At 67.1% G+C, this 25,314-nt stretch carries 24 protein-coding genes; 7 read left to right on the plus strand and 17 right to left on the minus strand.

The window, feature by feature from the left end; translation table 11 throughout:
• The first annotated feature begins 58 nt into the window (after positions 1 to 58).
• Entirely contained in the window at positions 59 to 484 is a 426-nt protein-coding gene (locus ACFULV_RS15505; RefSeq protein WP_378656996.1) for an ATP-binding protein, read from the plus strand.
• Here ACFULV_RS15505 and ACFULV_RS15510 read toward each other — a convergent pair.
• The 7 genes from ACFULV_RS15510 to ACFULV_RS15540 all read right to left on the minus strand — a co-directional run bounded on the left by ACFULV_RS15510 (position 459) and on the right by ACFULV_RS15540 (position 4,148).
• Positions 459 to 1,457: an iron-containing redox enzyme family protein gene (locus ACFULV_RS15510; RefSeq protein ID WP_378656999.1), complete on the minus strand. Its 999-nt coding sequence runs from the start codon at positions 1,455 to 1,457 to the stop codon at positions 459 to 461. The genes ACFULV_RS15505 and ACFULV_RS15510 overlap by 26 nt on opposite strands.
• Entirely contained in the window at positions 1,454 to 1,687 is a 234-nt protein-coding gene (locus tag ACFULV_RS15515) for a CDGSH iron-sulfur domain-containing protein (RefSeq protein WP_378657002.1), read from the minus strand. Before ACFULV_RS15515 ends, ACFULV_RS15510 begins: the two co-directional genes overlap by 4 nt.
• The gene (locus tag ACFULV_RS15520) at positions 1,647 to 2,318 is read right to left on the minus strand and encodes a HemK2/MTQ2 family protein methyltransferase (protein WP_378657005.1); all 672 of its coding nucleotides are present in this window, start codon (positions 2,316 to 2,318) and stop codon (positions 1,647 to 1,649) included. Before ACFULV_RS15520 ends, ACFULV_RS15515 begins: the two co-directional genes overlap by 41 nt.
• A 1-nt stretch (position 2,319) precedes the next feature.
• On the minus strand, positions 2,320 to 2,610 hold the full coding sequence (locus ACFULV_RS15525; RefSeq protein WP_378657008.1) for a hypothetical protein: 291 nt from the start codon (positions 2,608 to 2,610) through the stop codon (positions 2,320 to 2,322).
• 114 nt (positions 2,611 to 2,724) lie between these two features.
• Positions 2,725 to 3,684, minus strand: coding sequence for an Acg family FMN-binding oxidoreductase (locus ACFULV_RS15530; RefSeq protein WP_378657011.1), 960 nt, complete (start codon positions 3,682 to 3,684; stop codon positions 2,725 to 2,727).
• Between the two features lie 75 nt (positions 3,685 to 3,759).
• Positions 3,760 to 3,948, minus strand: a complete 189-nt coding sequence (locus tag ACFULV_RS15535; protein WP_056823023.1) for a hypothetical protein — start codon at positions 3,946 to 3,948, stop codon at positions 3,760 to 3,762.
• Positions 3,949 to 4,016: 68 nt separating this feature from the next.
• Positions 4,017 to 4,148 carry a hypothetical protein gene (locus ACFULV_RS15540; protein ID WP_378657014.1) on the minus strand — a complete coding sequence of 44 codons (132 nt, stop codon included), beginning with the start codon at positions 4,146 to 4,148 and terminating at the stop codon, positions 4,017 to 4,019.
• 38 nt (positions 4,149 to 4,186) lie between these two features.
• On the opposite strand from ACFULV_RS15540, the gene ACFULV_RS15545 reads away from it, so the two are divergent.
• Positions 4,187 to 4,759 (plus strand): TetR family transcriptional regulator, encoded by a 573-nt coding sequence (locus ACFULV_RS15545; protein ID WP_378657017.1) that lies wholly within the window; start codon positions 4,187 to 4,189, stop codon positions 4,757 to 4,759.
• A gap of 38 nt (positions 4,760 to 4,797) precedes the next feature.
• On the opposite strand, the gene ACFULV_RS15550 is transcribed toward ACFULV_RS15545, so the two are convergent.
• Positions 4,798 to 10,260 (minus strand): carboxyl transferase domain-containing protein, encoded by a 5,463-nt coding sequence (locus tag ACFULV_RS15550; protein ID WP_378657019.1) that lies wholly within the window; start codon positions 10,258 to 10,260, stop codon positions 4,798 to 4,800.
• Between the two features lie 478 nt (positions 10,261 to 10,738).
• On the opposite strand from ACFULV_RS15550, the gene ACFULV_RS15555 reads away from it, so the two are divergent.
• Positions 10,739 to 12,484 carry an FAD-dependent oxidoreductase gene (locus ACFULV_RS15555; protein ID WP_378630167.1) on the plus strand — a complete coding sequence of 582 codons (1,746 nt, stop codon included), beginning with the start codon at positions 10,739 to 10,741 and terminating at the stop codon, positions 12,482 to 12,484.
• Positions 12,485 to 12,623: 139 nt separating this feature from the next.
• Positions 12,624 to 14,177 carry an acyl-CoA carboxylase subunit beta gene (locus tag ACFULV_RS15560; RefSeq protein WP_378630165.1) on the plus strand — a complete coding sequence of 518 codons (1,554 nt, stop codon included), beginning with the start codon at positions 12,624 to 12,626 and terminating at the stop codon, positions 14,175 to 14,177.
• On the opposite strand, the gene ACFULV_RS15565 is transcribed toward ACFULV_RS15560, so the two are convergent.
• The 9 genes from ACFULV_RS15565 to ACFULV_RS15605 form a co-directional block, all read right to left on the minus strand.
• Positions 14,178 to 15,449 carry a PucR family transcriptional regulator gene (locus ACFULV_RS15565; protein WP_378657022.1) on the minus strand — a complete coding sequence of 424 codons (1,272 nt, stop codon included), beginning with the start codon at positions 15,447 to 15,449 and terminating at the stop codon, positions 14,178 to 14,180.
• A gap of 243 nt (positions 15,450 to 15,692) precedes the next feature.
• The gene (locus ACFULV_RS15570; protein ID WP_378657025.1) at positions 15,693 to 15,860 is read right to left on the minus strand and encodes a hypothetical protein; all 168 of its coding nucleotides are present in this window, start codon (positions 15,858 to 15,860) and stop codon (positions 15,693 to 15,695) included.
• A 183-nt stretch (positions 15,861 to 16,043) separates the two neighbouring features.
• Positions 16,044 to 16,709, minus strand: coding sequence for a GNAT family N-acetyltransferase (locus ACFULV_RS15575; protein ID WP_378657028.1), 666 nt, complete (start codon positions 16,707 to 16,709; stop codon positions 16,044 to 16,046).
• A 50-nt stretch (positions 16,710 to 16,759) separates the two neighbouring features.
• Positions 16,760 to 17,422, minus strand: coding sequence for a hypothetical protein (locus ACFULV_RS15580; protein WP_378657031.1), 663 nt, complete (start codon positions 17,420 to 17,422; stop codon positions 16,760 to 16,762).
• 111 nt (positions 17,423 to 17,533) lie between these two features.
• Positions 17,534 to 18,370 carry an alpha/beta fold hydrolase gene (locus tag ACFULV_RS15585; protein ID WP_378657033.1) on the minus strand — a complete coding sequence of 279 codons (837 nt, stop codon included), beginning with the start codon at positions 18,368 to 18,370 and terminating at the stop codon, positions 17,534 to 17,536.
• Positions 18,371 to 18,416: 46 nt separating this feature from the next.
• Entirely contained in the window at positions 18,417 to 18,929 is a 513-nt protein-coding gene (locus ACFULV_RS15590) for an anthrone oxygenase family protein (RefSeq protein WP_378657036.1), read from the minus strand.
• 48 nt (positions 18,930 to 18,977) lie between these two features.
• Positions 18,978 to 19,439: a VOC family protein gene (locus ACFULV_RS15595; RefSeq protein WP_378630152.1), complete on the minus strand. Its 462-nt coding sequence runs from the start codon at positions 19,437 to 19,439 to the stop codon at positions 18,978 to 18,980.
• A gap of 48 nt (positions 19,440 to 19,487) precedes the next feature.
• Positions 19,488 to 21,683: an MMPL family transporter gene (locus ACFULV_RS15600; protein ID WP_378657039.1), complete on the minus strand. Its 2,196-nt coding sequence runs from the start codon at positions 21,681 to 21,683 to the stop codon at positions 19,488 to 19,490.
• 244 nt (positions 21,684 to 21,927) lie between these two features.
• Positions 21,928 to 22,869 (minus strand): alpha/beta fold hydrolase, encoded by a 942-nt coding sequence (locus tag ACFULV_RS15605; protein WP_378657142.1) that lies wholly within the window; start codon positions 22,867 to 22,869, stop codon positions 21,928 to 21,930.
• A 90-nt stretch (positions 22,870 to 22,959) separates the two neighbouring features.
• Between ACFULV_RS15605 and ACFULV_RS15610 the strand changes: the two genes are divergently transcribed.
• The 3 genes from ACFULV_RS15610 (at position 22,960) to ACFULV_RS15620 (ending at position 25,311) form a co-directional block, all read left to right on the plus strand.
• Positions 22,960 to 23,808 carry an SDR family NAD(P)-dependent oxidoreductase gene (locus tag ACFULV_RS15610; RefSeq protein WP_378657042.1) on the plus strand — a complete coding sequence of 283 codons (849 nt, stop codon included), beginning with the start codon at positions 22,960 to 22,962 and terminating at the stop codon, positions 23,806 to 23,808.
• A gap of 89 nt (positions 23,809 to 23,897) precedes the next feature.
• Positions 23,898 to 24,872 (plus strand): diiron oxygenase, encoded by a 975-nt coding sequence (locus tag ACFULV_RS15615; protein WP_378657045.1) that lies wholly within the window; start codon positions 23,898 to 23,900, stop codon positions 24,870 to 24,872.
• An 88-nt stretch (positions 24,873 to 24,960) separates the two neighbouring features.
• Complete coding sequence (locus ACFULV_RS15620) at positions 24,961 to 25,311, plus strand: Lsr2 family protein (protein ID WP_378630144.1); 351 nt, start codon at positions 24,961 to 24,963, stop codon at positions 25,309 to 25,311.
• Positions 25,312 to 25,314 lie beyond the last annotated feature (3 nt).

Consider the following 25,314-nt stretch of genomic DNA (forward strand, 5'->3'; position numbering starts at 1 on the left):
CTGATCCTGGGTATGCGCTCGATGAAGCCACTCCGCGCACGCTCGGGAGGAGGACATCGTGGATTCGAGCGACCGGATCATCACCTCGACCCGTGCGACATCGACCCGCGTCCAGATCGACGCCGATCTGAGCCAGGTTGTCATGCTCCGGGCGGTCGCCGAAACCGTCGCCTTGATCGCCGGTTTCACCGTCGACGAGGTAGCCGACATCCGCGTAGCACTCGACGAGGCGGCCACCTGCCTGATCCTCGACGCGGTACCCGAATCCCAGATCCACTGCGAGGTGACCGCCGACGGATTCCGGATCCGGATCGCTGTCACCGCGGTCTGTGACAGCGACCACCCGATCGACACGACCGGATTCGGCTGGCACGTGATGCACTCGATCACCGACCACCTCGCCGCCGACCACGAGACCTACGACCGGGAACAGGGCGGTTACCCCGTCGAGATCGCCTTCACACAGGTGCGACGGGTGCACTGAGCACCTCGCGTAACGAGCTGCGATCCTCGTTCCAGCACGTCAGTACGTGATCGGCGAAGCGATCCTCGAGCAGGTTCGTCGCCTGGATGCCGAACACGACCGAGGCGGCCTGGCCGGGTTCGGTGGCCAGCAATCCGGCGATGACATCGCGGCGCATCACCTGTTCGTGCACTGCGTCGGCTTCGACGTGTTCGGCGTAGAAATGCGCGCACGCGGGATGCGGGAGCAGCGTGCGGGCGAGCTCGGCCAACCGACGCGACGCAGGCGGCGAGGTGATCTCGGCATTCGCGAAATGGCCGATCAGCGCGCCGCGCAGGCCACGGTGCAGGCCGAACAACGTCATCATGTCCACCAGCGCCAGCATCGGCGCGGGCACGGTGTCGAGGTAGTGCAGGTAGCCCGGCTCGAGGTCGGCGCCGGCCAGCAGATCGGCGAAGAGTCGCGCGTGCACGCGTTCGCCGCGGCCGGCGCCGAACTCGTCGAACTCGACCGCCACCAGCGACGCCTTCACCTGTCCGCGCAGGCGCGGGATCACCCAGGCATACGGGTCGGCTTCGATGTGGTGATAGATCGAGCGGTGGACGAAGTATTCGCGCAACCGGTCGGCCGTCCCCCGCTCGGCGAGGAATCCCGCGATGCCGTCGGTGTCACGGGTCGGTTCGAGGAGACGGTCGAGTTCTGCCTCGACGTCCTCGCCGCCGGGGACATCGGCATGCAGGGCTGTGAGCAGCTGGTTCTCCAGGTCGCGACGCAGGCGCAGCAGGTCGGGGTCCCACTCCCAATTCTCGTCGACACCGCCGAATCCCTGATAGTGCAGCTCGTAGCAGGTGTGCAGGGTCAGCAGAAGATCCTCGCCGTAGGGGTCGAGGCGGCCGACCTCGGGAACCGCCGAACCCGGTGTCCGCGTGAGCAATTCGGTGACCGCGGCAGACAACTCGCCACGCGGGCGCGGCAGTGATCGCAGAGCCGTCATGGGGCACTCCTCGGATGACGTCGGCGCCGGTGGCTCGTATCGCACAGCGGGTAGGTGCTCGACCGGCGACACAGACACAGCGCCACCACGAAACGGTCGCAGTGCAGGACCGTCCCGTCGGGGGTGACCACCTCGACGGGACCGTCGATGAGCGCGGGCCCGCCGTCGGTGAGCACGACCCGCCGCGCCTCAGGCTGGGTCGGCGACGGGAGACGATGTTCGGTCGACACGGATCACCACCAGTTCCTCCTCGCGCTGACCGGGCTGGATGAAGCCGTTGGCGGCCAACCATCCGGCGCGAGACCGCATGACCGGCCCGAACGGCACCGTTCCGGTCGCCGCGACGTGTGCGTTCTCGCCCAGTCCACGCAGTTGGCACAGGCTGCGCTCGGGGTCGCTGATCGCCGAATGCACGATCAAGCCGACGCCACGTTCGGTGAGCAGATCCGGCAGCATCGCGCACAACCGGTCGAGCACGCTTCGGCCGTCGGGGCCCGCGTCCCAGGCCAGCGCCGCACCGCGACCGGTCGCCCGGCTCGCGGGAACATAGGGCGGATTCGCGACCACCACGTCGAAGCGCGGCAGCCGCAAGGCGGATCCGAAATCGCCGTGCAGCAACTCCACCGCGATGCCGCGCAACCGGCAGTTCATCCACGTCGACATCAGCGCCGACCAGGACAGGTCGACGGCGGTCACACTGCCGGCACCCGCCGCGGCGGCGGCCATGGTGAGCGCGCCGGTCCCCGAGCAGACGTCAAGCACCCGCCCGCCGGGTAGCGACGGCACTTCACGCATCGCACGACTGAGCAGCCAGGTATCGGCCTGCGGCCGGTAGACGCGCGGCGCCCGCAGGACGACCATCTCAGTGTCCCCGCGGCTCGTCCAAGGCGAGACCCTCCTGCGCCTTCACCCGCCTGTGCTCGGCGACTACGAGCCCGATCCCCACCACCAGACACACCGCACACGCCACACCCGCGATCACGGCCCAGCCGCCGAAGCCGTACCCGGCCGCGGTGAGCGTGAGACCGAGCAGCACCAGCCCGATAGCGGCAAGAATCAATCCGGGCCAATTCCTGGTGTCTCTGATCGACTCGCCCGCATGGGTGCGAGTGGTCCGAGCGTCATCGGGAAACTGTTTCTCTGACTGATTCATCGCGCAGCTCCTTTTCGAGGACGAGACCGCCCTGTCGTGGACATGCCCGCAATCCGTCGAAGCAATCAGCCGCCCTCGCGCCGACCCGGTCGAAACACCGATCGACCAGGTGATTCAGTTCGTTTCGATGACCTCGGTCACCGGGCGGCGCGGGGTGGCCTCCAACGGTGCCGCGGCGTGCGGCATGACGCCGACTCGGATCATGACGTGCGGATAGGCGCATTCCTGGAGGACCGTGGTGCGGATCTGGTCGCGTAGATCCAGCATGCCGAGCGGTTCGGATTGCAGGCTCGTCGCCAGGCCGAGGTAGGTGGCCTGCAGCAGGATCGCGCTCGTCGCCTGACCCGCGCGCAGCTGGGAGACGCGGTTGTCGTGCGGGGTGCACACGACCAGCCAGTGGGCGGAGTCGGGCTCGTCGGTGTACTCGGACAGTTCCGCTTCGGCGAACACCCGCACCGGTAGTTCGTCCGATGAGCGTGCGGCGGGCGCGTTGCGGGCAGGTATGCCGTTGGGCTCGCCGCGGCAGCCGCTCCATTGATCCAGTTCCGCCAGGTAATTCGTGTCTGTCGCGTGCCGGGCGGCGGCTCGGCGCATGGGGGCGGCCAGCTGCGAGAGCATGCTGTCGGGGACGTGCCGGGCCGCGGCCCCGAATCGGGCCGCGCATCGCGACACCGCACGCAGGTCGCGCGCGGGCACCGGCACGCCGGGATAGCGGCGCCGATCGGATTGGCGCAGGTGGATGGCGGCGGCCAGCCGGATATCGCGATCCGACGGCGGACGCGGTGTGAACCGCACCTTCGCGAGGTGGTCGGGTCGATCCGGGTCGGGCAGCCGATCGATCTCGGCCTGCCAGCCCAGCATGGCGAAGGCCACTTCGAGATGATGCAGCGCGGCGCCGCAGCTCACCACGAGAGCGCGCGCCAAGGGGTCGGTGGCGGGGACCTGACGCCCGAAGTCGGCGAACAGATCGACGCGGCCGCGCTGGATCCGCCAGCGCCACGGTTGGGTGTTGTGCACCGAGGGAGCACGCACCGCCAATTCGAGTGCGTCTCGGCACGTTGTGATGCTCGGCATGTTTCGCCAGTGTTCCTTCCTGTGCAGGTCGGCGTACTGCGGCCGGACCCGACCCTAGGTGGCGAATCTGAGAAATTACACAGCCGGATAGACCTCGGTCGGGACGCTGGTGGCCGCTGCCCAGTGCAGCAGGCAGTCGCGGGTATCGAAGTGCCGCACGTCGCCGGCACCGAGGTCGACGGTGATCCATCGGTTGTTGACGTCGTGATCGATGCGCTGCCAGCTGTCGCAACCATCGCGGTCGCAGTGTCGAGCCAAGGCCATCGGAACGCTCCTACTCGTGATGCGAAGAGACCAGGATATAGGGGCATTCGATGTGGTCAGGACCACTCCTACGACTTCGGGGTCATAGCGAGTCGATGAATCCGTCGCACACGCCCGTCGTCGGCGACGCTGCCGATCATGATCCATTCGATCCGCAGGTGTCCGAGCTTGCGAGCTGCGCGTTCAGTTATCTCTGACATACCTGACAATTTTAAGTGGGCTGTTATCATTGTCAATTGTGTCAGAGATAAGGCGGCGCCGTCAGCGAGTAGAGGTAGGACGCAACCGGTCGGCGCTGGTCGCGGCCGCGATCCGGGTACTGGGCGAGCATCCGGAGGCGAGCATGGCCGAGATCGCCGCCGCGGCGGGGGTGACGCGCCAGACCGCGTACGCGCACTTCGGTACCAGGGAGATGTTGCTGGCGTCGGTGCGCGACGAACAGAGCCGACGCGCGCTCGACGCACTGGAAGCCGCCGACCTCGACACCGGCACCGCCACGGCGGCTCTCGACCGGTTCCTCGCCGCCGTCGCCACGATGCTGGCCGAACAGACGAGATTCGACTTCTCCGACAGTGACTCCGCGGCCGACGCCGCACGCCACGTACCGGTCGAGGAGCACCTCGACGCGCTGATCCGGCGCGGCCGCGAGACCGGAGAATTCACGACGGATCTGTCCACCGAATGGCTCGTCACCGCGACGATCGCGCTCGGCCACGCGGCGGGGCAGCAGCTGCGCGGCGGCCGGGTCGACGCGGCCACGGCGGCCACTCACTTCCGATCGTCGGTTCTACGCCTGTACGGCGCCGGCTGACCGGGCTCGGTCGAATCCCGAGCCCGGTCCGCCGAGTACTACGCGGGCAGTCGCGCCTCGATCGCGTCGATGATGCGCGGACGCAGATCCGCGACGCTGACGATGGCGTCCACCGAACCGACCTCGACCGCGCGCTGAATGTTGTGCACGCGGTCGAATTCCGCGGCCACATCGCCCAGCTTCTCCGCGCGCACCGAGGACCGTGTCTCGTCGAGTTCGGCACTCAGCGTCGCGCGATCGGTGCCGACGGCATTGGCCACCTGGCTTTCCAGCTCCCGCACGCGCGGATCGGCCGCGGTCCTGGCCTTCACCTCACCGGCGAACACCACCGCGGCGGCGGGCGCGCCGCCGAGCACCGAGGCGAACGACCCTTCGAGCGCGAGCACCGTCATGTTCGGGTTCAGCGCCTTCGAGAACACCACGAACGCACCGCCGTGGTAGCGCGAGATCACGCAGAACACGATGGGGCCGTCGAAATTGACGATGGCGCGGCCGATTTCGGCGCCGTACTCGAGCTGCAGCTTGCGCATCGATTCGGGCGAGCCGTCGAAGCCGGACAGGTTCGCCAGCACCACCAGCGGCCGGTTACCGCTGGCCGCGTTGATGGCCCGTGCCGCCTTCTTCGACGAACGCGGGAACAGCGTGCCCGCGGTGTAGGTGTCGGGGCCGTCGGTGGACGGGAAGCCGCGTCGCGCCACATTGCGTGACTCGATTCCCAACAGGCACACCGGGATTCCGCCGAGGTGCGCGTCGTGCACCACGGCGGTCTCGGCGTCTGCCATCCCGGCCCAGCGCTCCAGGACCGGGTGGTCCTGGTCGGCCAGCGCCCGCATCACGGTGCGAATGTCGAAGGGCTTCTTGCGATCCGGGTTGGCGTGGGCGGAGAAGATCTCGCCGACGGTGGCGAAGCTGCTGTCCGCCAGCACATGCGGGAAGCTCGAGATGTCGCGGTCGACGGGATCGCCGGTCGCGGCCCGACGCGGCGCCTGCTCCCCCGGGGCGACGTAGGTGTGGTCGTAATGAGCCATCAGCACATCGCGGGCGGCGGACAGGTTCGGCGCCCAGTACTGCGCCTGCCCGTTCGGGCCCATCACCCGGTCGTAGCCGCCGATGCCGAAGTTATCCTCGGCCGAGACGCCGCCGGAGAAGTCCAGCGACTGCTTTCCGGTGAGCACCATGGCCGAGTCGGGCGTCATGACCAGCACACCCTTGGTGTGCATGAGCATGGTGGCCTCGGCGTTCCAGTACGGCTGCGCGCCGACGTTGATGCCGGCGACCACGATATTGATCTCGCGACCGTCCTGGGTGAACTCGACGATCCGCTTGAGCGCGGCCGCCACCCAGTCCATGTTCTCGGTACCCGAGGACATCGAGATCCGCGCGCCCGAGGACAGCGCGTACCACTCGAGCGGCACCTGCAGGCTCTCGGCCAGATCCAGCGCGGCGATCACCCGGCGGCATTCCGGCTCCGAGAGCGCGCCGAGGGACTTGGTGGGGTCACCGAGCAGCAGCACTCGGGTCACGCCCTGCGGATGCTGCGCGGTCACGGTGGTCACCACACCGGCGACGATCGCCGCGGTGTTGTGGCCCTTGGGCCGATCGACCGGCACCAGCGCATGGTTCGCGTCGAGATCGTATTCGGCGAAATCGCCGAGCAGCGAGGTCAGTTCGTACGGGTACACGGTGTTGCGGGCCGCGGCGCGCAGCACCTTCTGCCGGTATTCGTCCAACGGCTCGACGGGTTCGTCGGTCCGTTCGCCGACCGTCACGTCGGATCCACCGTCGGGACGGAACGAGATGCGCACGCCGACCTTGGTGAGCTCGCCGGTCTCGGGATCGCGCTGGCGGGCGATGAGCAGGATTTCCTCGAGCCCGGCGCCCGCGGCCGTCGGCAGCACGTGGCCGCCGATGGTCTCGAGCTCCGCGCGGGTGACATCCATGTGCGGCCAGATGTACATCACGATGCGGTTGGTGTTGAGCCGCTTGGCCGAGGGGAACCGCGACTGGGCCCGCCGGATCGAGTCGACGCAGGTGGCGATGGCGCTCTCGGCGGTGGGCAGGGCGACCAACCGGCCGTCGTGATCGCGCAATGCCGCGAGGTCGCGGACCTGAGCGAAGGCGATCAGGCGCTCGTCGGAGGGGTTCTCCTTGGCCACGCCGCGGAACAGGTAGACCTCTTCGTCCGAGGACGGCAACCGGGTGAGGTCGAACTTGCGCAACCGCTCCAGCTGCATCCGCTGCGCGATGTAGGGGTGCAGTCCGCGGATCAGCCGTTCCTCGGCCATCCCGGTCACCGACGGACGGAAGGTGAAGTGGTGGTGCATGACCGAGCCGCCGCTGCCCGCGACGGTGGCGGTGATCCGGTGCACCTGATTCGGCACCGGATGCGCGCCGAGCACCTCCTGCAGGGCCGCGGCCATCGCGTCGAAGTCCTCGGGCTGCGATTCCCAGCTGAGGTAGATGTCGGCGTCGATGGAGACGGCGCCGCTCGCCAGTTCCGCGAGCCCGTCCAGTGCGGCGTCGAGCTTGTCGAAGCCGACGGCGGTCGAGACCAGCGTCGAACCGTAGCGTTCGGCCACGACGAACGTGGTGTCGCCGACCTGTTCGGTACGGACGCCGGTGAGGCCCTTGTTGCCGTAGTAACGCCGGGTCAGCACCTCGAGCATCGAGGTGTGGTCGGGCTTGTCGCGCTCGAGCCGCTGGCCGAGCAACCGCACCAGGGGTTCGGTGCTACGCACCATTTCGGCGATCCGGGCGCCGCGATCATCGGCGGTCGGGTTCGCGTCCAGGTAGCTCAGGTGCCTACGGACGTTGGTGTACACGCGAGCACGGTTGCGGCGCAACAGCGGCTGGCCGTACCAGGCGTAGACCAGACCGCGAGCGAGATCGGCGATCACCGGGAAACGCACCTGCGTCGCCGCGACGAGGCGCTCGAGCGCCAGGCCGACGGGTTCGCGCAGCACCTGGTCGGGCATCGGCTCGTTCAGCCATTCGCGCAGCAGCGCGGTGACGACGGTGACGGTGTCGGTGGGACGCTGCTGCGCGAGGAAGATCCGGAAGACCGCCGCTTCGAGGTCGGGCGTGCGGTCCAGCTCGGTGATCCCGTAGTGGCGCAGCGCCGTACCGAGTTTGGCCTGGTAGGACTCGGGGAGCCCGGCCCGCTCGACATCGAGGCTCTGCAGGTAGGTGTGGAAGTACTCGCGTGCGCTGTGGACGTGGCTCTGACCGTGATCGTCGTCGGCCGACCGATTGTGGCTCAGCTCGGCGAGATCGGCGAACATCTGCACCAGTTCGAGCTCTTCGGCGAGCGGGCGCAGGCTGTCGGCAACCGCTTCGCGACGGGCCGTGAGGTAGTCGTCGAGGACGCGACGGTCGTCGTGCGGGTCCACGTCGAAGCCGAGCAGCAAGCTGCTCAGGTCCTGCAGACCGCGGGCCACGCGCTCGTGGGCGCGCAACGGTGTCGGCGCGCTGGGCAGATCGAGCTCCACAGTGCCGGTGGTCTCGGCCTCGGCGGCTTCGTCGCCGTCGGCGAGCGGTTCGAGCCGCAGCAGCGGCGCGCCCGCTTCGACCTGGGTGCCGACCGAGACCGCACATTCTTTCAACCGGGCCCGGAACGGTGCGCGCAGCACCGTTTCCATCTTCATGCTCTCCAGCACCAGCACAGGCGCTCCGGCCTCGACCTCGGCGCCGACCTCGAGCGGCGTGCCGACGACCAGCGCGGGGGCGGGCGAGCGGACGACACCGCCCTCGTCGCGGCTGATCCGGTGGGTCACGCCGTCGACGTCCACCACGTGGGTGGGTCCGTGGGTGCCGGTGATCAGGCGGTAGCGGGTGCCGTTGACGACGATCTGGCCGGTGTGGTGATCGAAACGCTCCAGATCGACATCGGCGGTGCGCAATTCGCCACCGGCCTCGATGCCGACGCGGAAGCGGTGCGCGCCGATCCGGGCCACGCGCACGCGGTAGCCCGCGCCACGCAGTTTCAGATCCAGCGGCCGACCGCTCTCGTGCTGCACCTGCGGACGCCCGCCGGATGCGGTCGAGAGCAGTCGATGCCGCTCGACCCGCTCGTCTTCCTCGTAGGCGTCGATCGCGGCCACCGCCAGCGCGACGGTGGAGTGCCGATGGGTCACCAGGCGGCCTTCGCCGCGCACGCGGTCGATCCAGCCGGTGTCGGCGCTGGCGTCGATCACCTCGGGCTGGTCGAGCAGGTCGAGGACGAAACTCTTGTTCGTCGCGCCGCCTTCGATGACGACGCGGGTCTGGGCCATGGCCCGGCGCAGCCGGCCGAGGGCCTCGTCGCGATCGCGGCCGTAGGCGATGATCTTGGCGATCATCGAGTCGAAGTCGGCGGGGATCGTGTCGCCCTGGCTGACGCCGGTGTCGACGCGGATACCGGGGCCCGCGGGCAGATCGAGGCGCACGATGCGGCCGGGCGCGGGCGCGAAGTCGCGGTCGGGGTCTTCGGCGTTGAGGCGGGCTTCGATGGCATGGCCGCGCTCGACCGGCGGCTCACCCTCGAGCTTGATGCCCGAGGCGACCCGCAGCTGCGCGTGCACCAGGTCGAAACCGGTGGTGAGCTCGGTGATCGGGTGCTCGACCTGCAGGCGGGTGTTGACCTCGAGGAACGCGAACAGCTGGTCACCGGGGTGGTAGAGGAACTCGACGGTCGCCGCGCCGCAGTACCCGACCGCGATCGCCAGGCGCTCGGCGGAGCCCTTGAGTTCGGCGGTCTGCTCGGCGCTCAGTACGGGAGAGGAGGATTCCTCGATCACCTTCTGATTGCGGCGCTGCACCGAGCAATCGCGCACACCCAGCGCCCACGCGGTGCCCTGACCGTCGGCGATCACCTGGACCTCGACGTGGCGGGCGCCCGTGACCAGGCGTTCCAGGAAGACGACGCCGCTGCCGAAGGCGCGGGCGGCCTCCTGCTTGGTGCGCTCGTAGGCGTCGACGAGTTCGGCCTCGTTGGTGATCACGCGGATGCCGCGACCGCCACCGCCGGCGGTGGCCTTCAGCATCAGCGGGTAGCCGATCGCGGTGGCCGCTTCGATGGCGTCTTCGACGGTGTCGACCGCGCCCCGGCTCCACGGCGCGACGGGCACGCCGACTTCCTCGGCGATCAGCTTGGCGCCGATCTTGTCACCGAGCTTGCGCATCGCCTCGGCGCTCGGCCCGACGAAGGTGACGCCGATGTGGTCGCACAGTTCCGCGAACGCGGGATCCTCGGCGACGAAGCCCCAGCCGACCCAGGCCGCGTCGGCCTTGGTGGCCACGAGGGCGTTCTCTAGGGCTTTGAGGTCGAGATACGGGCGGGCCGAGGCCGGACCGAGGTCGTAGGCGATATCGGCTTCCCGGACGAAGGTGGCATTTCGGTCCACGTCGGTGTGCAGGGCTACGGTTTCGATCGGTAGCCCGGTTGCCGCCGCCAGATCACGGACGGCATGGATGAGGCGCATAGCGGCCTCGCCCCGATTCACGATGGCGATACGGCTGAACACTCGCCGACTCCTTCCATTTACCCAGGACATCGTCCTGCGGGTGAGATTTGCAACTCCCGGTCCGTGCGCAGTCTGCACCCCCGTGCCCCATATACAAGCACCGTGCGCGGGTTACCGGCACGTAGCCAAGGCACGAGCGGCCGCCGAGCACCATACAACCCGACGAACGCGAGCGGCCGAAGGCGCTCAGATGACCGCCGGCGGGCGTCGCGATGCCCGCTGGTTGAACAAGTATCTCCCCCGAGTGAGTGGACGGCCAAGGTCTGCGGTCCCGGACCATCCACTCACTTCGAAATCCTATCAATCATGTTGACCTACAACATATTCGAGGTGAACTTCCACCCGTCCTACCAGGTGCGGGACGCGGGCGGACCTTCGACTGTCATCCGTGCCATAACTCCGCGCCCGAGATCGTGAGTTCTGCCAGTCGGCGCGCCGAATGGGTCGCTTCGGCACGCGGGCTTCTACCGTCGGGTCCGTGTCAGCAGACTCTCCCGGCAACGCCGCCCCCTCCTATGACTACGACGTCTTGATCGTCGGATCCGGGTTCGGTGGCAGCGTCACCGCCCTGCGCCTGGTGGAAAAGGGATACACCGTGGGCGTCCTCGAGGCCGGTCGCCGGTTCGCGGACGCGGACTTCGCCGCGACCAACTGGGATCTGCGCCGGTATCTGTGGGCCCCACGGTTGGGTTGCTACGGCATCCAGCGCATTCACCGCCTGCGCGACTGCTTCATCCTGGCAGGCGCCGGGGTCGGCGGTGGTTCGCTCAACTACGCCAACACCCTCTACAAACCGGGATCGGCGTTCTTCGGCGACCGGCAGTGGGCCGATATCACCGACTGGGACGCCGAGCTCAGCCCCCATTACGACCAGGCCCGCCGCATGCTCGGCGTCGTGCGCAATCCGCACATGACGCCGGCCGACACGATCATCGAGTCGGTGGCCCACGAGATGGGAGTCGGTGACACCTTCGTGCCGACCCCGGTCGGGGTGTACTTCGGCGAACCCGGCCGGACCGCCGCCGACCCGTACTTCGGCGGCGTCGGTCCCGAGCGCACCGGCTGCATCGAGTGCGGGGAATGCATGACCGGCTGCCGTCACGGCGCCAAGAACACCCTCGTCAAGAACTACCTCGGGTTGGCGGAGCAGGCCGGCGCCGTGGTCTCGCCGATGACCACGGTGACCGCGATCCGGCCCCAGCCCGACGGCAGCTGGCTGGTCGACACCGAACGCACCGGGAAGTGGATCCGCAAACACCGTGCCACCCGATCGGCGCGACATGTCGTCCTGGCCGCGGGCACCTGGGGCACCCAGCACCTGCTGTTCCGCATGCGCGACACCAAGGTGCTTCCCGGGATCTCGCCGCGACTGGGTGTGCTCACCCGCACCAACTCCGAGGCCATCCTCGGCGCCGGACGCACCGAGGTCGACCCCGCCGTCGACATCACCAAGGGCGTGGCGATCACGTCCTCGTTCCATCCCACGCCGAACACCCATGTCGAACCCGTGCGCTACGGCAAGGGATCCAATGCCATGGGATTGCTCAACACCTATCTGGTCGACGGCGATCAGCGCCTGCCGCGATGGTCGCGGGTGCTGCTCATCGCCGGGCGACACCCGGTGCAGACCGTGCGGCTGCTGCGCACCAACCGGTGGAGCGAGCGCACGCTGGTGCTGCTGGTGATGCAGAGCCTGGACAATTCGATCACCACCTACACCCGGCGCGGGGTGTTCGGCCGCCGGTTCACCAGCAAGCAGGGTTTCGGCGAACCCAACCCGTCGTGGATTCCGCCCGGGCACGAGGCGACCCGGCACGTCGCCGCGAAACTCGGTGCCACACCGGGCAGTACCTGGCCCGATGTGTTCAACGTCCCGATGACCGCGCACTTCATCGGCGGTTGCGTGATCGGTACCGATGCGAGCGACGGCGTCATCGACCCCTATCACCGGGTCCACGGCTACCCCGGTCTCAGCGTCGTCGACGGTTCGGCGATCTCGGCCAACCTCGGTGTCAATCCGTCACTGACGATCGCCGCCCAGGCCGAACGCGCGGCCGCGCTGTGGCCCAACAAGGGCGAACCGGATCCGCGCCCGGCGATGGGCGTTCCGTACGAGCGGATCGCCGCGGTGGCACCGAACAACCCCGTCGTTCCCGCCACCGCGACCGCCGCCCTTCGCCTGCCGATCTGGCCGGTCACCGCGTCCACCCACGAGGACCGCTGAGCTCGGTGTAGAGAATGCGATGAGATCGCCGACCGAGACTTTGTGACCTCTCCCGCCTCCCCCGCTTATCGCGCTGCCGCACCGTGATTCGACTACCGTCGCGCACAGCATTTGAGTTGGTTGGAAGGTGGCAGTAAGCGTGGTAAGTACCAAGGCGAAGCTCGACGGGCTGGCCGAGATTCTGGCGATCGCCGCGGAACCAGCAGGTGAGGCCGCCGTAGCCAAGCGAGCGAAGAAGGGCGTTCCGAGCGTTCGCGAGCGGATGAACATGCTGCTCGACCCTGGGACATTCATCGAAATCGGAGCGCTGGCACGACAGCCCGGACAGCCTGATGCCCTCTACGGTGACGGACTGGTGACCGGTCGTGGGCTGATCCACGGCCGGACAGTGATCGTGATCGCTCATGATCCGACCGTGTACGGCGGATCGGTCGGTATCACGGCGGCGCGCAAGTTCATGCAGGCGCTGAAACTCGCGTTCGACAACGGGTGCCCGGTGGTGACGATCAACGAGTCCCCCGGCGCACGGGTTCAGGACGCGGCCGGTTCGCTCGCCTCGTTCGGCGATATGACCCGGGTTCTGGAGAAGCTGTCGGGCTATGTGCCGCAGGTGTCGATCATGCTCGGCAAATGCGCGGCGGGCTCGGTCTACGGGCCGATCAATACCGACGTGCTCGTCGGCACGAAGGACACCTACATGTTCGTCACCGGGCCCGACGTGATCAAGGCCGTCAACGGTGAGGACATCAGCGCCGAGGCGCTCGGTGGCGCGGAGGTGCAGGCCAAACGTGGCACCCTGCATCACGTCGCGGACAACGAGCAGGAAGCCTTCGACTGGGCCCGCAACTACCTCAGCTACATGCCGTCGAGCTGCCTCGAACAGCCGCCGGTCGTCAATCCCGGCCTGGAACCCGACATCACCGCCTACGACCTGGAACTCGAGACGATCATCCCGGATTCCGATCGTGCGGGGTACGACATGCACGACGTCCTGTTGCGCCTGTTCGACGATGGTGAATTCCATGAGATCCGAGCGGCTTTCGCCCCGAACCTGATCACCGGGTTCGCCAGGGTCGACGGCTACCCGGTCGGCGTGATCGCCAATCAGCCACTGGTCCTCGGTGGGTCCGTCGACGCCGCGTGCTCCGACAAGGGCACCTACTTCATCCGGCTGTGCAACGCCTTCAACATCCCGCTGATCTTCGTCACCGATACTCCCGGCGTGCTGCCCGGCCTCGATCAGGAAGACGCGGGCGTGATCATCCGGGGCGGCCGGATGCCGCGGGCGATCATCGAGGCGACGGTACCGATCATCAGCCTGGTGGTGCGCAAGTCCTATGGCGGCGCCTACGGAATGATGGGCTGCCGTCAGGTCGGTGCCGACGTGAGCTTCGCCTGGCCGACGGCCCGGATCGCCGTGATCGGCGCCGAAAGTGCGGTCGACCTCGCCGCCAAACGCCAATTGGCCGCTGTCCCCGAGGAACACCGCGCCGCGGCGCGCGATTTCATGATCAACCAGTACAACGAGACCATCGCCACCCCGTGGGTCGCCGCCGAGCGCGGCTACATCGACGCGGTGATCGAGCCCTCACGCACCCGCCTCGAGATCCGGCACGCACTGCGCCTGCTGCGCGACAAGCCGCCGGTCAAGCCGGAGTTCAACCCGCGTAAGCACCCGCTCTATCCCATGTGATCAGCCTGCGCGCGAACTGGTTTCGCTCGGGCTTCGATAGAGCTCTGTTGATCCGGACCCACGGTGGGCCCGGATCAACAGAGCGGCGCGCAGATGACACAGACCGGACACGTCGTTGAGGTCGAACCCGGTCATCTGGCCGATCCTTTTCAATCGGTAATCGACGGTGTTCGTGTGGATGAACATCATGCGAGCGGTCCGCGCCCGCTGCATATTCGTGGACATGTACACCTCGAGCGTGCGTAGCAGTTCCGGATGCGCTTCGAGGGAATCGACGATGGAACTCAGATAGTCGCGCGCGGGGCCCGGCCGGGTCAGCTGATATTCGAAGGCCAATTCGTGCGGGCGATATACCTTGCTCGGACCACCGAATCGATGCACGATTTCGACGAGTTCATGGACTTGCTCGGCGGCGTGCGGGATTTCGGGCGGCGTCGCCGACGTCGCCACCGCACGCACCGGCACCTGCGCCGCGGCGGACAGGTGCACGATCAGCTCATCCAATTCCACCTGGGTGAATTCGTGCGCGGGCAACAGCAGCGTGCCGCCGTCCACGCTCAACAGCGACAGCACCTTCCCTTCACAGCGGTCCGCCAGTTCTGCCTGCACGCGGCGCAATTTGCGTCGGGCGACGACTTTGGCGTCGAGGGTGGGATCGAATTCCTCCGCGTGCGGCGGTAGTTCCAGTGCCATCACGTGATAGCGATCGGCGACCTCGATGCCGCATTCGCGCGCCATCGTCGAGGTGTTCTGGCCGCCGAGCAGCGCCGAGGTGAGGGTGTGCACCGCGGTGTGATGCTCGCTGTCCACCGATCGCAATTCGCGGACGTAGGCCACCGAGACCGCCGAGGTGATCATCTTCTGGGCGTCCATCAATCGCCGAGCCACCCCGACCACGGTGTCGTAGTCATGATTGGTGACATTGGTGATGACGAGATCGAAGCCGAGTTTGAAGCCCTCGTGCACGGCGTCGTGAATGGTGTCGATCGGGATTCCCTCGCGCGCCCAATCGGCGGCGGCGGCCTGTACTCGCTCGACCCGTCCCGGGATATCGCGGCCGTCGAGCATGCTCCTGGTCAGCTCGAGACAGACGCGGGTCACCGTGGTGACGTCGCCGTCGAGCGCTTCGCCGGGCAGCGTGCCGCACGCCACGACATTCTCGATGAAATGCACCACCATCTGGCGGGATATCGTCCGCACATCCTTCAAGGGGTTCGACACGGGCCGCCCCGAAACGGTCAGGAACGGCTCGATGGAAGTTGCGCCAGCCATGATGAATCCTTCCCACCCAGATCACTGGGCAAGCCCCCAAACTACCGTGAACGACAATCCCCCGTCCAACCTTCACTTGTGACAAAGAGTAAGAGAAGGCTGGATCAATGATGCTTTCCGACAAAGAAACCCGCGGGCCTGCGGGTCCACAACGATGCGGCGGTGGCGGATCCGAACGGGAGCCGCGCACATCTTCACTCCGTGAACGGTGTCGCCACCGCCGCATTTAGCCGTGTCAGTCGGTTACAGGCAGAAGCTGACCTCGAGCACCGGGAGCGGAAGGGGGACACACACTTCCACCGAACCCGAGACGGGCGCAGGCGCCGCGGCCGTGGCGGTGCCTGCGCCGATCGCACCGGCGGACAGCACGATCGCGGCGACGGCGAGCGGACGGGAGATTCTGGAGTTCATACGGTCATCCTTATTTGCACTCTGTGAAGCATCCCAGCTTCGGGACATCTCGATCAGATCACGGTCACCATGCAAACCGCTATCACCGTGCACAGGTTTTGACGTTCCAATTCCCATTCCGCGGAATTATCATAGATTTCCACAACAATTTCCATCACGAACTTCTCGCGTTTCGTAGCGACTTCAGGTATTGCGCGGCCGCCTGTCCCGGGCGGGATTCGGGATCGGTTGCGGCACTTGACGCATGAGCCATCTGCGCGGGCCACCACCTGGAAGGTCGAGCACCCCGGTCGTCTCGAATCCGAGGCGTTCATAGAAGGACAGGTTGTGGGGATTCGTCGTTTCCAGGTGCACGGGGACACCGTCTGCGGCAGCTCGGTACATTCCCGCCGCGATCAGATCCCGTCCGTGTCCGTGTCCACGCGCCGCCGCGGAGACGCCCACCGCCAACAAGTGCCAATGCTGCTCCTGCACACCGGCCGCGTAGGTCGCGCGCGCACCAGCGCCGGCACGTCCGGCGTGCGCACCGTAGGTGTGGATCGATCTCAGCTGTCGACCCAGCGTCGCTCGCGGCAGGATGTGAAAGGTGGCCAGCCATACCGCGACGCCGACGATCGCGCCGGTGCTGTCGAGCGCGAGGTCGACGCCGTCGCTGCAATCGCGTGCGTCATCGAGCGAGAATCGAAACGAGCGGACGAGCCGGGTTCTGCGGCTGGATTCCTTCGGGTGCAGCCACAAGGTCGCCGGATCCTCCGCCAACGCCGCCGCCAGGAGTTCGGCGGCGACACCGAAGTCCTTCCGGTTGCCGGGGCGAATCCGCCGGGCATCGTCCTGTACCGCATCTCCCACGGGCGGAATGATAATGGCGAGCCGTCCGTCCGGCTGCCCGAGCAGGGCGCTCAGACGGGGACGGCTCGGCCGCGCAGGTAGGCGATGACGTCCTCGGCGCCCGGCTCGTTCGGGTCGGCGACCGATGATCGGAACTGGTTCACCGCATCGTCGAGTCGCGGTCCGGGTCCGTGTTCGGCGAGCAGAACGATGATCGCTTCCAGCACGGCAGGGCGCGGATTCGGGTCCGCCAGCAGTTCGTCCAGATAGGCGTCCGGTTCGAGCAATCGCAGTGCCCGGCGCGCGTAGGCATGGACGCGCACCGGCAAGTCGGCGCGCACGGCGTCGACGTCGGCCTGGAGCGCGGGGCGCTCCCGGTGGGCCGGATCGACGCGCAGCCACCACAACTCGGTCAGCTCCGCGCTCAGGCCGTGGTTGTCGATCACTCCGGGCCCAGTGGCTTGTTCGAGCGCCGCGGGCGGGAGGTCGCGCGCAGCGTCACGCCATGCGCAGAATTCCCACCAGGCGGTCGGCGTCGCGCTGAGCTCGAGGCCGAATCCGAGCGCCTGCTGACCGTCTGTCCAGGTCCGCTGAACGCGGGTGCGGCGGATCGAGGCGACCCCGCCTTCGGTGACCTGGGTCCAGGATGCTTCCGTTCCATGAAAGCCATAGGGCCGCAACAGCTTTCCTGCCTCGCGGGTCAAGCGGCGTAGCGCAGAGTCCGGTCCGTCCATGAGAGCAGACTAACTTCGCGCACCGACAAGTTCGGTTCACCGAGCAACAGCGCCCGCTCCGCCGCATGTCGCGGTGGAGTGAAATTCGCGCCCGGCGGTGGTCCGTTCGTACTAGGAATCGACGACGCGGGCGCCCGTCGTCGCGGCGCGCACCGCGGCGGTGACCTGATCGGGCGCCTCGACCATCACCAGGTGCCCCGCGCCCTCGACGACGATCGCCCGCGACGGCGCCAACGTGCGGTTCAGCGTGGCGCCGGCGCGAGCGCACAGCACTCGATTGCGGCTGCCCCAGACCGTGGTGATGGGCGGAAAGTCGTGGGGCGGCACGAACTCGTCCAGTTCGCCGAGCCGCGGGATCTCCCGGGAGATCGCGGCGGTGACCATCAGCCGGCGGGGTTCGGTCCAGCTCTCGCGCAAGTGCGCGACGATGTCCGTCGCGTGCGGCGCTTTCTCCGAACCCAGTTGTTCTGCCACGATCAGTCCCGCCAGCGGGCCGGGTATGCGGACACGGGCAAGCAGTGAGTCGATGTGCACGCGCCGCCCCAGTAGGGCCGCCCATGCGGTGCGGGTCGGCCGCAGAGTGGCCGGGGTCAGCGGGCTGCTCAGCACCAGTGACCGCACCCGGTCGGGATTGCGCTGCGTGTAGAGCAGCGACAGCGCGCTGCCGAAACAGTGGCCGACCAGCGTCACATCGCGCAGTTCCTGCTCCTCGAAGAACGCGGTGACCATGGCCAGATAGTTCTCGACGGTGTATCCGTCGTCGGGAGCGTCGGAATCGCCGTAGCCGATGAGGTCGATCGCGAAGACCCTATGCGTCTGCCGCAGCGCATCGACTTGCGCGCGCCAGATGTGGCGGTCGCCGCCGAGGTTGTGCAGGAAGACGACCGGGGGGCCCGCACCGGCCTCGTCGTAGGCGATCGATGTTCCGCGAAAGTCGAAATACCGCATCGCGGGGCTTCCTTCCCATGGCAGCCACGTGACCACGTCGTCGTGGTCAACCCACGGTAGCGCCGACCCCCTCGTCCGCACGGCGAAACTCTCGCTTCTGCTCCTCGGCACGCCACACCACCAGGCCGATGATCAGCGCGAACGCGGCCAGCGCTGTCCCGGTCCGCAGGAAGTGGAACAGATCCCACCGCGCGAGGATGTCGGCGTAATCGGCGGGCGCCCCGTCGACAGCCCAGGCGTTGATCTTGTGGTTGATCGGCACGTTGCCGAGCCTGGTGATGAGGAACGATCCGACGACGAGTAGCGCGGCCGCCGCGGCGAGCACCCGGTCCCTGCCCGTCTGCACGACGGCCAGGACGAGGCAGCTCAGCGCGGCGGCGGCCATGGTGAGTTGCATGCTGATGCTGTTGTTCTGCATGAGCTCGGTGTGGAATTCCAGGCGCATCTGCAGCGGGACCCGACGAAAAGTCGGGACCAGATTCGCGGCACCGTAGCCGAACGCACCGGCGAGAAGACCGGTGGTGAGCAGGGCCAGTGCGCGTATCGGAGCGTGTTTCATGAGGTCGAAGTTAGCCGCCCGCCGCTAACTCTGACAAGAGTGTCAAATTTAATCGAGGCAGAACTCGTTGCCTTCGGGGTCGGCCAACACGATCCACCCGGCACTCATCGGCGGCTCGGGCTCGAAGCGCTCGACCCGCTTCGCACCCAGCGCGACCAGTCGCGCGCACTCGGTCTCCAACGCCGCCATCCGCTCGTCCCCCTGCAACCCGGGCGCCGCCCGCACATCGAGGTGAACCCGGTTCTTCGCGACCTTGCCCTCGGGTACCCGCTGGAAGAACACCCGCGGACCATGACCGTCCGGATCCTCGATCGCCGATTTCGAGTTCCGCTCCTCCGCCGGAACCCCGATCCGCGCGAGAAACTGATCCCACACAACGAGCGGATCCACCCCGGCGGGCACCTCGACCCCCGGCGGCCCCGGATGCACGTACCCCAGCGCATCCCGCCAGAAGGTCGACAGCGCGGCGGGATCGTGCGCGTCGAAGGTGATCTGAATATGGCGGCTCATCATTACTCCGTTCATGGCAACCGAACACACGGCGTGACAGATCTTCGGTCACCGTATGTCAGAGGTCCGACAATCTGCCGCTGTCGTTGCCGAGGACGGTGATTCGCCCAGTCCGAACCTGGCGTGGACGGCCTTCATCCAGGTGGGGGCCCACCAGCAGTCGTCGCCGAGCAGTTTCATCGTCGCGGGGACCAGGAGCATGCGCAGGACGGTGGCGTCGATGATGAGCGCGGCAATCATGCCGTAAGCGACGTATTGCATCAGGACAAGGTCGGAGAAGGCGAAGGCGCCGGTGACGACGAGCAGGATCAGGGCGGCGGCGGTGATGATGCGGCCGGTGTGAGCGGTGCCGATACGCACAGCCTCCGTCGTGGAGGCACCCGCGGCCCGCGCTTCGACCATCCGCGAGAGCAGGAAGACCTCGTAGTCGGTGGACAGGCCGTAGATGATGGCGATGATCATCACCAGCATGTTGGCCTGGATGGGTTGCGGGGTGAAGTTCAGCAGGCTCGCGCCGTGACCGTCGATGAAGATCAAGGTGAGGATGCCCAGCGTCGAGCCGAGACCGAGCGCGCTCATGAGAGCGGCCTTGATCGGCAGGATCAGCGAACCGAAGGTCAGGAACATCAGCAGTGTGGTGACGAGCAGAACGAGCGCGATCATCCACGGGATGCGCTCGAGCAGCGCGTCGATGCTGTCCTTCTGGATGGTGGGGACACCGCCGACGAGCATCTGGACCCCGTCGGGAAGTTCGATGCCGCGCAAGTATTCGATGGTGTCACCGGCCGCATCGGAGTCTGTGAGCGTCGTTGTGGTGCGGTAGACATCGGACTGCACCGGCGAGCGCGACGGCAGTTCGAACTTCGCCGCCAGCCCGGGTGCCCGGTTGGCCAGTTTCAGGGCCGCACCGATCGCGACGCTGTCGTCGGAGACGAAGATCAGGTCGATCGGATCCGATCGGCGGCCGGGGAAGGTCGCGTCGATCTGCTCCTGCGCGACGCGAGTGCTGTTGTCCGGCGGTAGATATCGTTCGCTGAAGCCACCGAAGGCGAGGTTGCGGGCGGGCAGGATCAGCAGCACCAGCACCACGCACAGCACACCCGCGACCTTCACCGGATGCCGCATCACCCACTGGGTGCTACGACCCCAAAAACCGTTCTCCACCTCGTGCGCTGACTTCGTTCGCCGGAGCCGTCTGCTGCCCCACAGATCTACGCGCGCACCGAGGATCGCGAGCATCGCGGGCAGCAAGGTGATCGCGGTGAGCGCCGCCAGCGACACGGTCGCGATCGCGCCGTAGGCGATGGATTTCAGGAACCCCTGCGGGAACAACAGCATGCCGCCCGCGCTGGCGATGATCATCGTCGCGGAGTACACCACGGTGCGCCCCGCCGTCGTCATCGTGCGTCGTACCGCCGACGCGGTGTCGTAGCCTTCGGCGAGTTCCTCACGAAAGCGGCTCACGATGAACAGCCCGTAGTCGATGGCCAATCCGGCGCCGATCATCGAAACCACCGGCGCGACGAAAGAGTTCACCTCGGTGACGTAGGTGAAGGTGCGCACGATCCCGCTCGCACCCGCCATCGTCAACCCACCCACGATCAACGGCAGCGCGGCCGCGACCACACCGCCGAAGATGAAGAACAGCAGCAGCGCGACCACCGGGAAGGCGAGGACTTCCATCCGCCGGATGTCGTCGGACAGGGTGTCGTTGAGTGTTCCCGCCACCGGTTGCAGGCCGCCCACCTGCACATCGACGCCGGGAATCGCGAAGGCGTCCTTCACCTTTCTGGTGTTGCGCAGCATCTCGGTGTCGTTGTCGCCGACGATGGCCACGGCGGCGACCGCGCGGGTGCGGTCGCCGGTGGCGAACAGGGAACCACTCGCCCGGCCCGTTTCCGTCGGCCAGTAGGCGCCGTTGACGCCGGCGATCGCACCGGGGTACGCACGAGGCAGGCTGTTGAGGTTGTCGACGATCTTGCGGCTGAACTCGGGATCGTCGACGGTCCTGCCGGGCGGCGCGGTGTAGAGCACCACCACATCGAGGTCGTGGTTGCGACCGAACGCAGTGTCGGCCAAGCGCCCTGCCAGCGCGGATTCCGAGCCGGGATCGTCCATGCCGCCGGAGCTCAGCTCATCGTGTAATCCCAGGCCGTATCCGCCGAGCGCCAGCAATGCGGCCACGACGACGCCGAGTACCGCGAACCGGAATCGATGGATCAGATCGCCCCAGCACGCGAACACTAGCTCGCCGCCCGTTCATCGGTTCCGAGCGCAATCTCCAAGAGGCCGCATCCTTTCCGGTGGTCCGCCTGATGTGCCTCCCACCAAAAGTACCGCCACTTCGCGTCTTCCGGCCGAGCGCGATGCCGTGGAGCGATGCCGTGCCGCCCTCGCAGCAGAATCGGTTGCCACGGAACGGGATCGCAGGGCAGCGGTGGACGCTCGGGCATCGCGAGGTCGGCGAGCTGGGCGAGATCGCCCCGACCTACGACCGCGCGCGCTGACCGACGCCGACCTCCCGCAGCGCGGCGATCAGGAAGTCGTTGACCGCGTCGGTTCGCTCGAGGTGGACGAGGTGGCCCGCGCCCGGAAGTTCCACCACCGCACGCAGATCGGTGACATTGGCACGCAGCGTGGCGAGGGGGTCACGACCGCTGAAGCCCTCCATGTCGGGATCGTTCTCGCCGTAGAGGAAGTACGTCGGCACCTCGATCCGGGCGTCGGCGAAGGGCTCGGTGAGCTCCCAGTTGCGATCCAGGTTTCGGTACCAGTTCAGGCCTCCGGTGAAACCGGTCCGTTCGAATTCGGCGACGAGGGTGTCGAATTCTTTCTCGGTGAGCCAGGTCCACGGCAGCGCGGGCGCCTGGGGCAGCACATCCAGGTAACCCAGACCCGGCGGGTTCTTCCAGGTGTCGAGATAGTGGTAGTCGCCGGAGAGGGAGAAGTAGACGCGGGACAGGAATTCCCTCGGCCGCGCGGCGAGTTCGACATCGGCGACACCGGGTTCCTGGAAGTAGGACAGGTGCAGGAAGTGCCGCTGGGCGGCCTTGGTCCAGAACACCGAGGGCGGGCGCGGCGGGCGCGGCGAGTACGGATTGTTCAGCACCACAACGGCTTCGACCCTCTCGGGGGCGCGCAGCGACAGTTCCCACACCAGTTGGGCACCGAAATCGAGGCCGACGAACACGGCCTTGTCGGCGCCGATGTCATCGAGTAGCGCCAGGAGGTCGCCGATCACGGCCGCGTTGGTATAGGCGGCGACATCAGCGGGCGCCTCGGTTCGGCCGTACCCGCGCAGGTCGGGCGCGATAGCCCGGAATCCCGCCTCGGCCACGGCTGCGATCTGCCGGTGCCAGATGAACCCGGTGTGCGGAAAGCCGTGACAGAACACGACCGGGTAGCCCTGCCCCTGCTCGGTGACATGCATCCGGATTCCGCCCGTGTCGAGGAATCTCTGCTCCACTACCGCCTCCAATTTCTAGAACGTGTTCTGGTTTGACGGTAGTGTCCTGAGGTCATGAGCGGAACACCCAAGATTCTGGCCGGGCGCGTCGCGGTCGTCACCGGGGCAAGTCGTGGCATCGGCAAAGGCATCGCCCTCGAATTGGGCGCGGCAGGCGCGACCGTGTACGTCACCGGGCGCACCACCGAGCCGGGCAGACTGCCCGGCACCGTGCAGGAGACCGCCGCGATGGTCACCGAGTTCGGCGGGCACGGCGTGGCGGCGGCCTGCGATCACCGCGACGACGACGCGGTCGAGCGGCTCTTCGCCCGGGTCCGCGAGGAACAGGGCCGCCTCGACGTACTGGTCAACAACGTCTACAACTCCCCCGCCGCCGCCCGCTGGCTGGGCCGCAAGTTCTGGGACGTGCCGCCCAAGGCCTGGGACGAGACCTTCGAAATCGGCGTGCGATCGCACTATGTGGCCAGCGTTTTCGCCGCGCCACTGCTGATCGAGTCGGCCGGGCTCATCGTCAATGTCTCCTCCCCCGGCGCGCGGCGGTACATGCACAATGCCGTCTACGGCGTCGGCAAGACCGCACTGGATCGGCTCACCGCCGACCTCGCCCACGATCTGAACGGCACCGGCGCGACCGCCGTCTCGATTTGGCCGGGAATCGTCGATACCGAACTGCTGCAACTGATTCCGGCCGACGAGCACGGCCGCCGCCGGGTGACCCTGCCCGGCGAAGGCTCCTTCGATCTCGACACCGCCGAGACCCCGCGTTTCCCCGGGCGTGCCGTGGTGGCACTGGCCGCCGACCCGGGCCGGTCGACTCGCTCCGGGAAGTCCTGGAAAGTCGCCGACCTCGCCGAGGACTACGGGTTCACCGACGTCGACGGACGCATCCCGCGCGCCGACTGACTCCCCCTAGAATTACCTGCGACAGTGCGTTACATTTACATTGAGGATCAGCCGCTCGATGGCTGTCCAGGTGACAACGGAGAGAAACAATGACGTTCTCGAAAACCGCGGCTGCCGAGTACGCCGAAACCCTGCACACACTGTCGGAAGGGTCGGTCCATCGCCGGTTCGACCCCTACCTCGACATCGACTGGGACGCACCGGAACTGGCGATCGATCGCGACGATCCTCGCTGGGTGCTCTCCGACGAGCTCGACCCGCTCGGCGCCACGAGCTGGTATCAGAACCTGCCGCTGGAGCGCCGGATCGAGATAGGGCGGTGGCGACAAGCCAACGCGGCCAAGGTCGGGCTGGCATTCGAATCCATCCTGATCCGCGGGATGATGCAGTACGCCATGACCTTGCCCAACGGCTCCCCCGAATTCCGGTACTGCCTCCACGAGATGACCGAGGAGTGCAACCACATCCAGATGTTCCAGGAGCTGGTCAATCGCATCGGCGACGATGTGCCGGGCATGCGGCCGATGTTCCGGGTGATGTCACCGTTCATCGGTGTCGCGGGCGGCTACTTCTGGGCCATTCTGTTCATCGGCATCCTCGGCGGTGAGGAACCGATCGATCACTATCAGAAGGCGCTGATCCGCTCCGACAAAGAGACCCAGCCCGCCCTCCTGCGGATCATGCAGATCCATATCGCCGAGGAGGCGCGCCACATCTCGTTCGCCAACGAGTTCCTGCGCACCCACATCGCCCGCATGGGCCCGGTACGCACCGCGGTCTGCGCGGTGGCGTTCCCGATCGCGATGCGCTGGCTGGCCGACGAACTGGTCAAGCCGTCGAAATCCTTCGCCACCAAGTTCGACATCCCCGACGAGGTATTCGACGACGCGTTCTGGCGCAGCCTCACCTCCCGTCGGATCCTCAGCGGATTCTTCGGCGACATCCGAACGCTGGTCGACGAACTCGGCATGATGAACCCGGTGACCCGACAGTTGTGGAAGCTACTGAAAGTCGACGGCGGCTACACCCGCTACCGTGGTGAGCCGCAACGCCGGGCGAGCTGATCGCGACCGATGCCGAGCGAATAACCCGCACCGTCGTCAACTAAGATCAACGACGGTAATTCTCGGCACCCGAACGAACAGGACTCCCATGGCGCGCAAAGTCGTTGTCACACTTGTCGATGATTTCGATGGCACGTCCGCTGCCGATGCGACTGTCACATTCGGAATCGATGGGGCGGCCTACGAAATCGACCTGTCGGATGCCAACGCGGCACAGTTGCGTGAGGTGTTCGAACAGTGGGTTCCGTACGCGCGTCGCACCGGCCGCGCGAAGGCAGGCGCCGCACGTCGTCTCGGCGCGGCACCGGCGGCAGAATCCACCCGTCGCAACGATCTCACCGAGATCCGGGCGTGGGCTTCGCAGAACGGACACACGGTGTCCAGCCGCGGCAGGATTTCGGCGGACGTCATCTCGGCCTATGAGCAGGCCTCGGCGTAAAGT

Source organism: Nocardia sp. NPDC057272, assembly GCF_042668615.1.
Taxonomy (GTDB): Bacteria; Actinomycetota; Actinomycetes; order Mycobacteriales; family Mycobacteriaceae; genus Nocardia.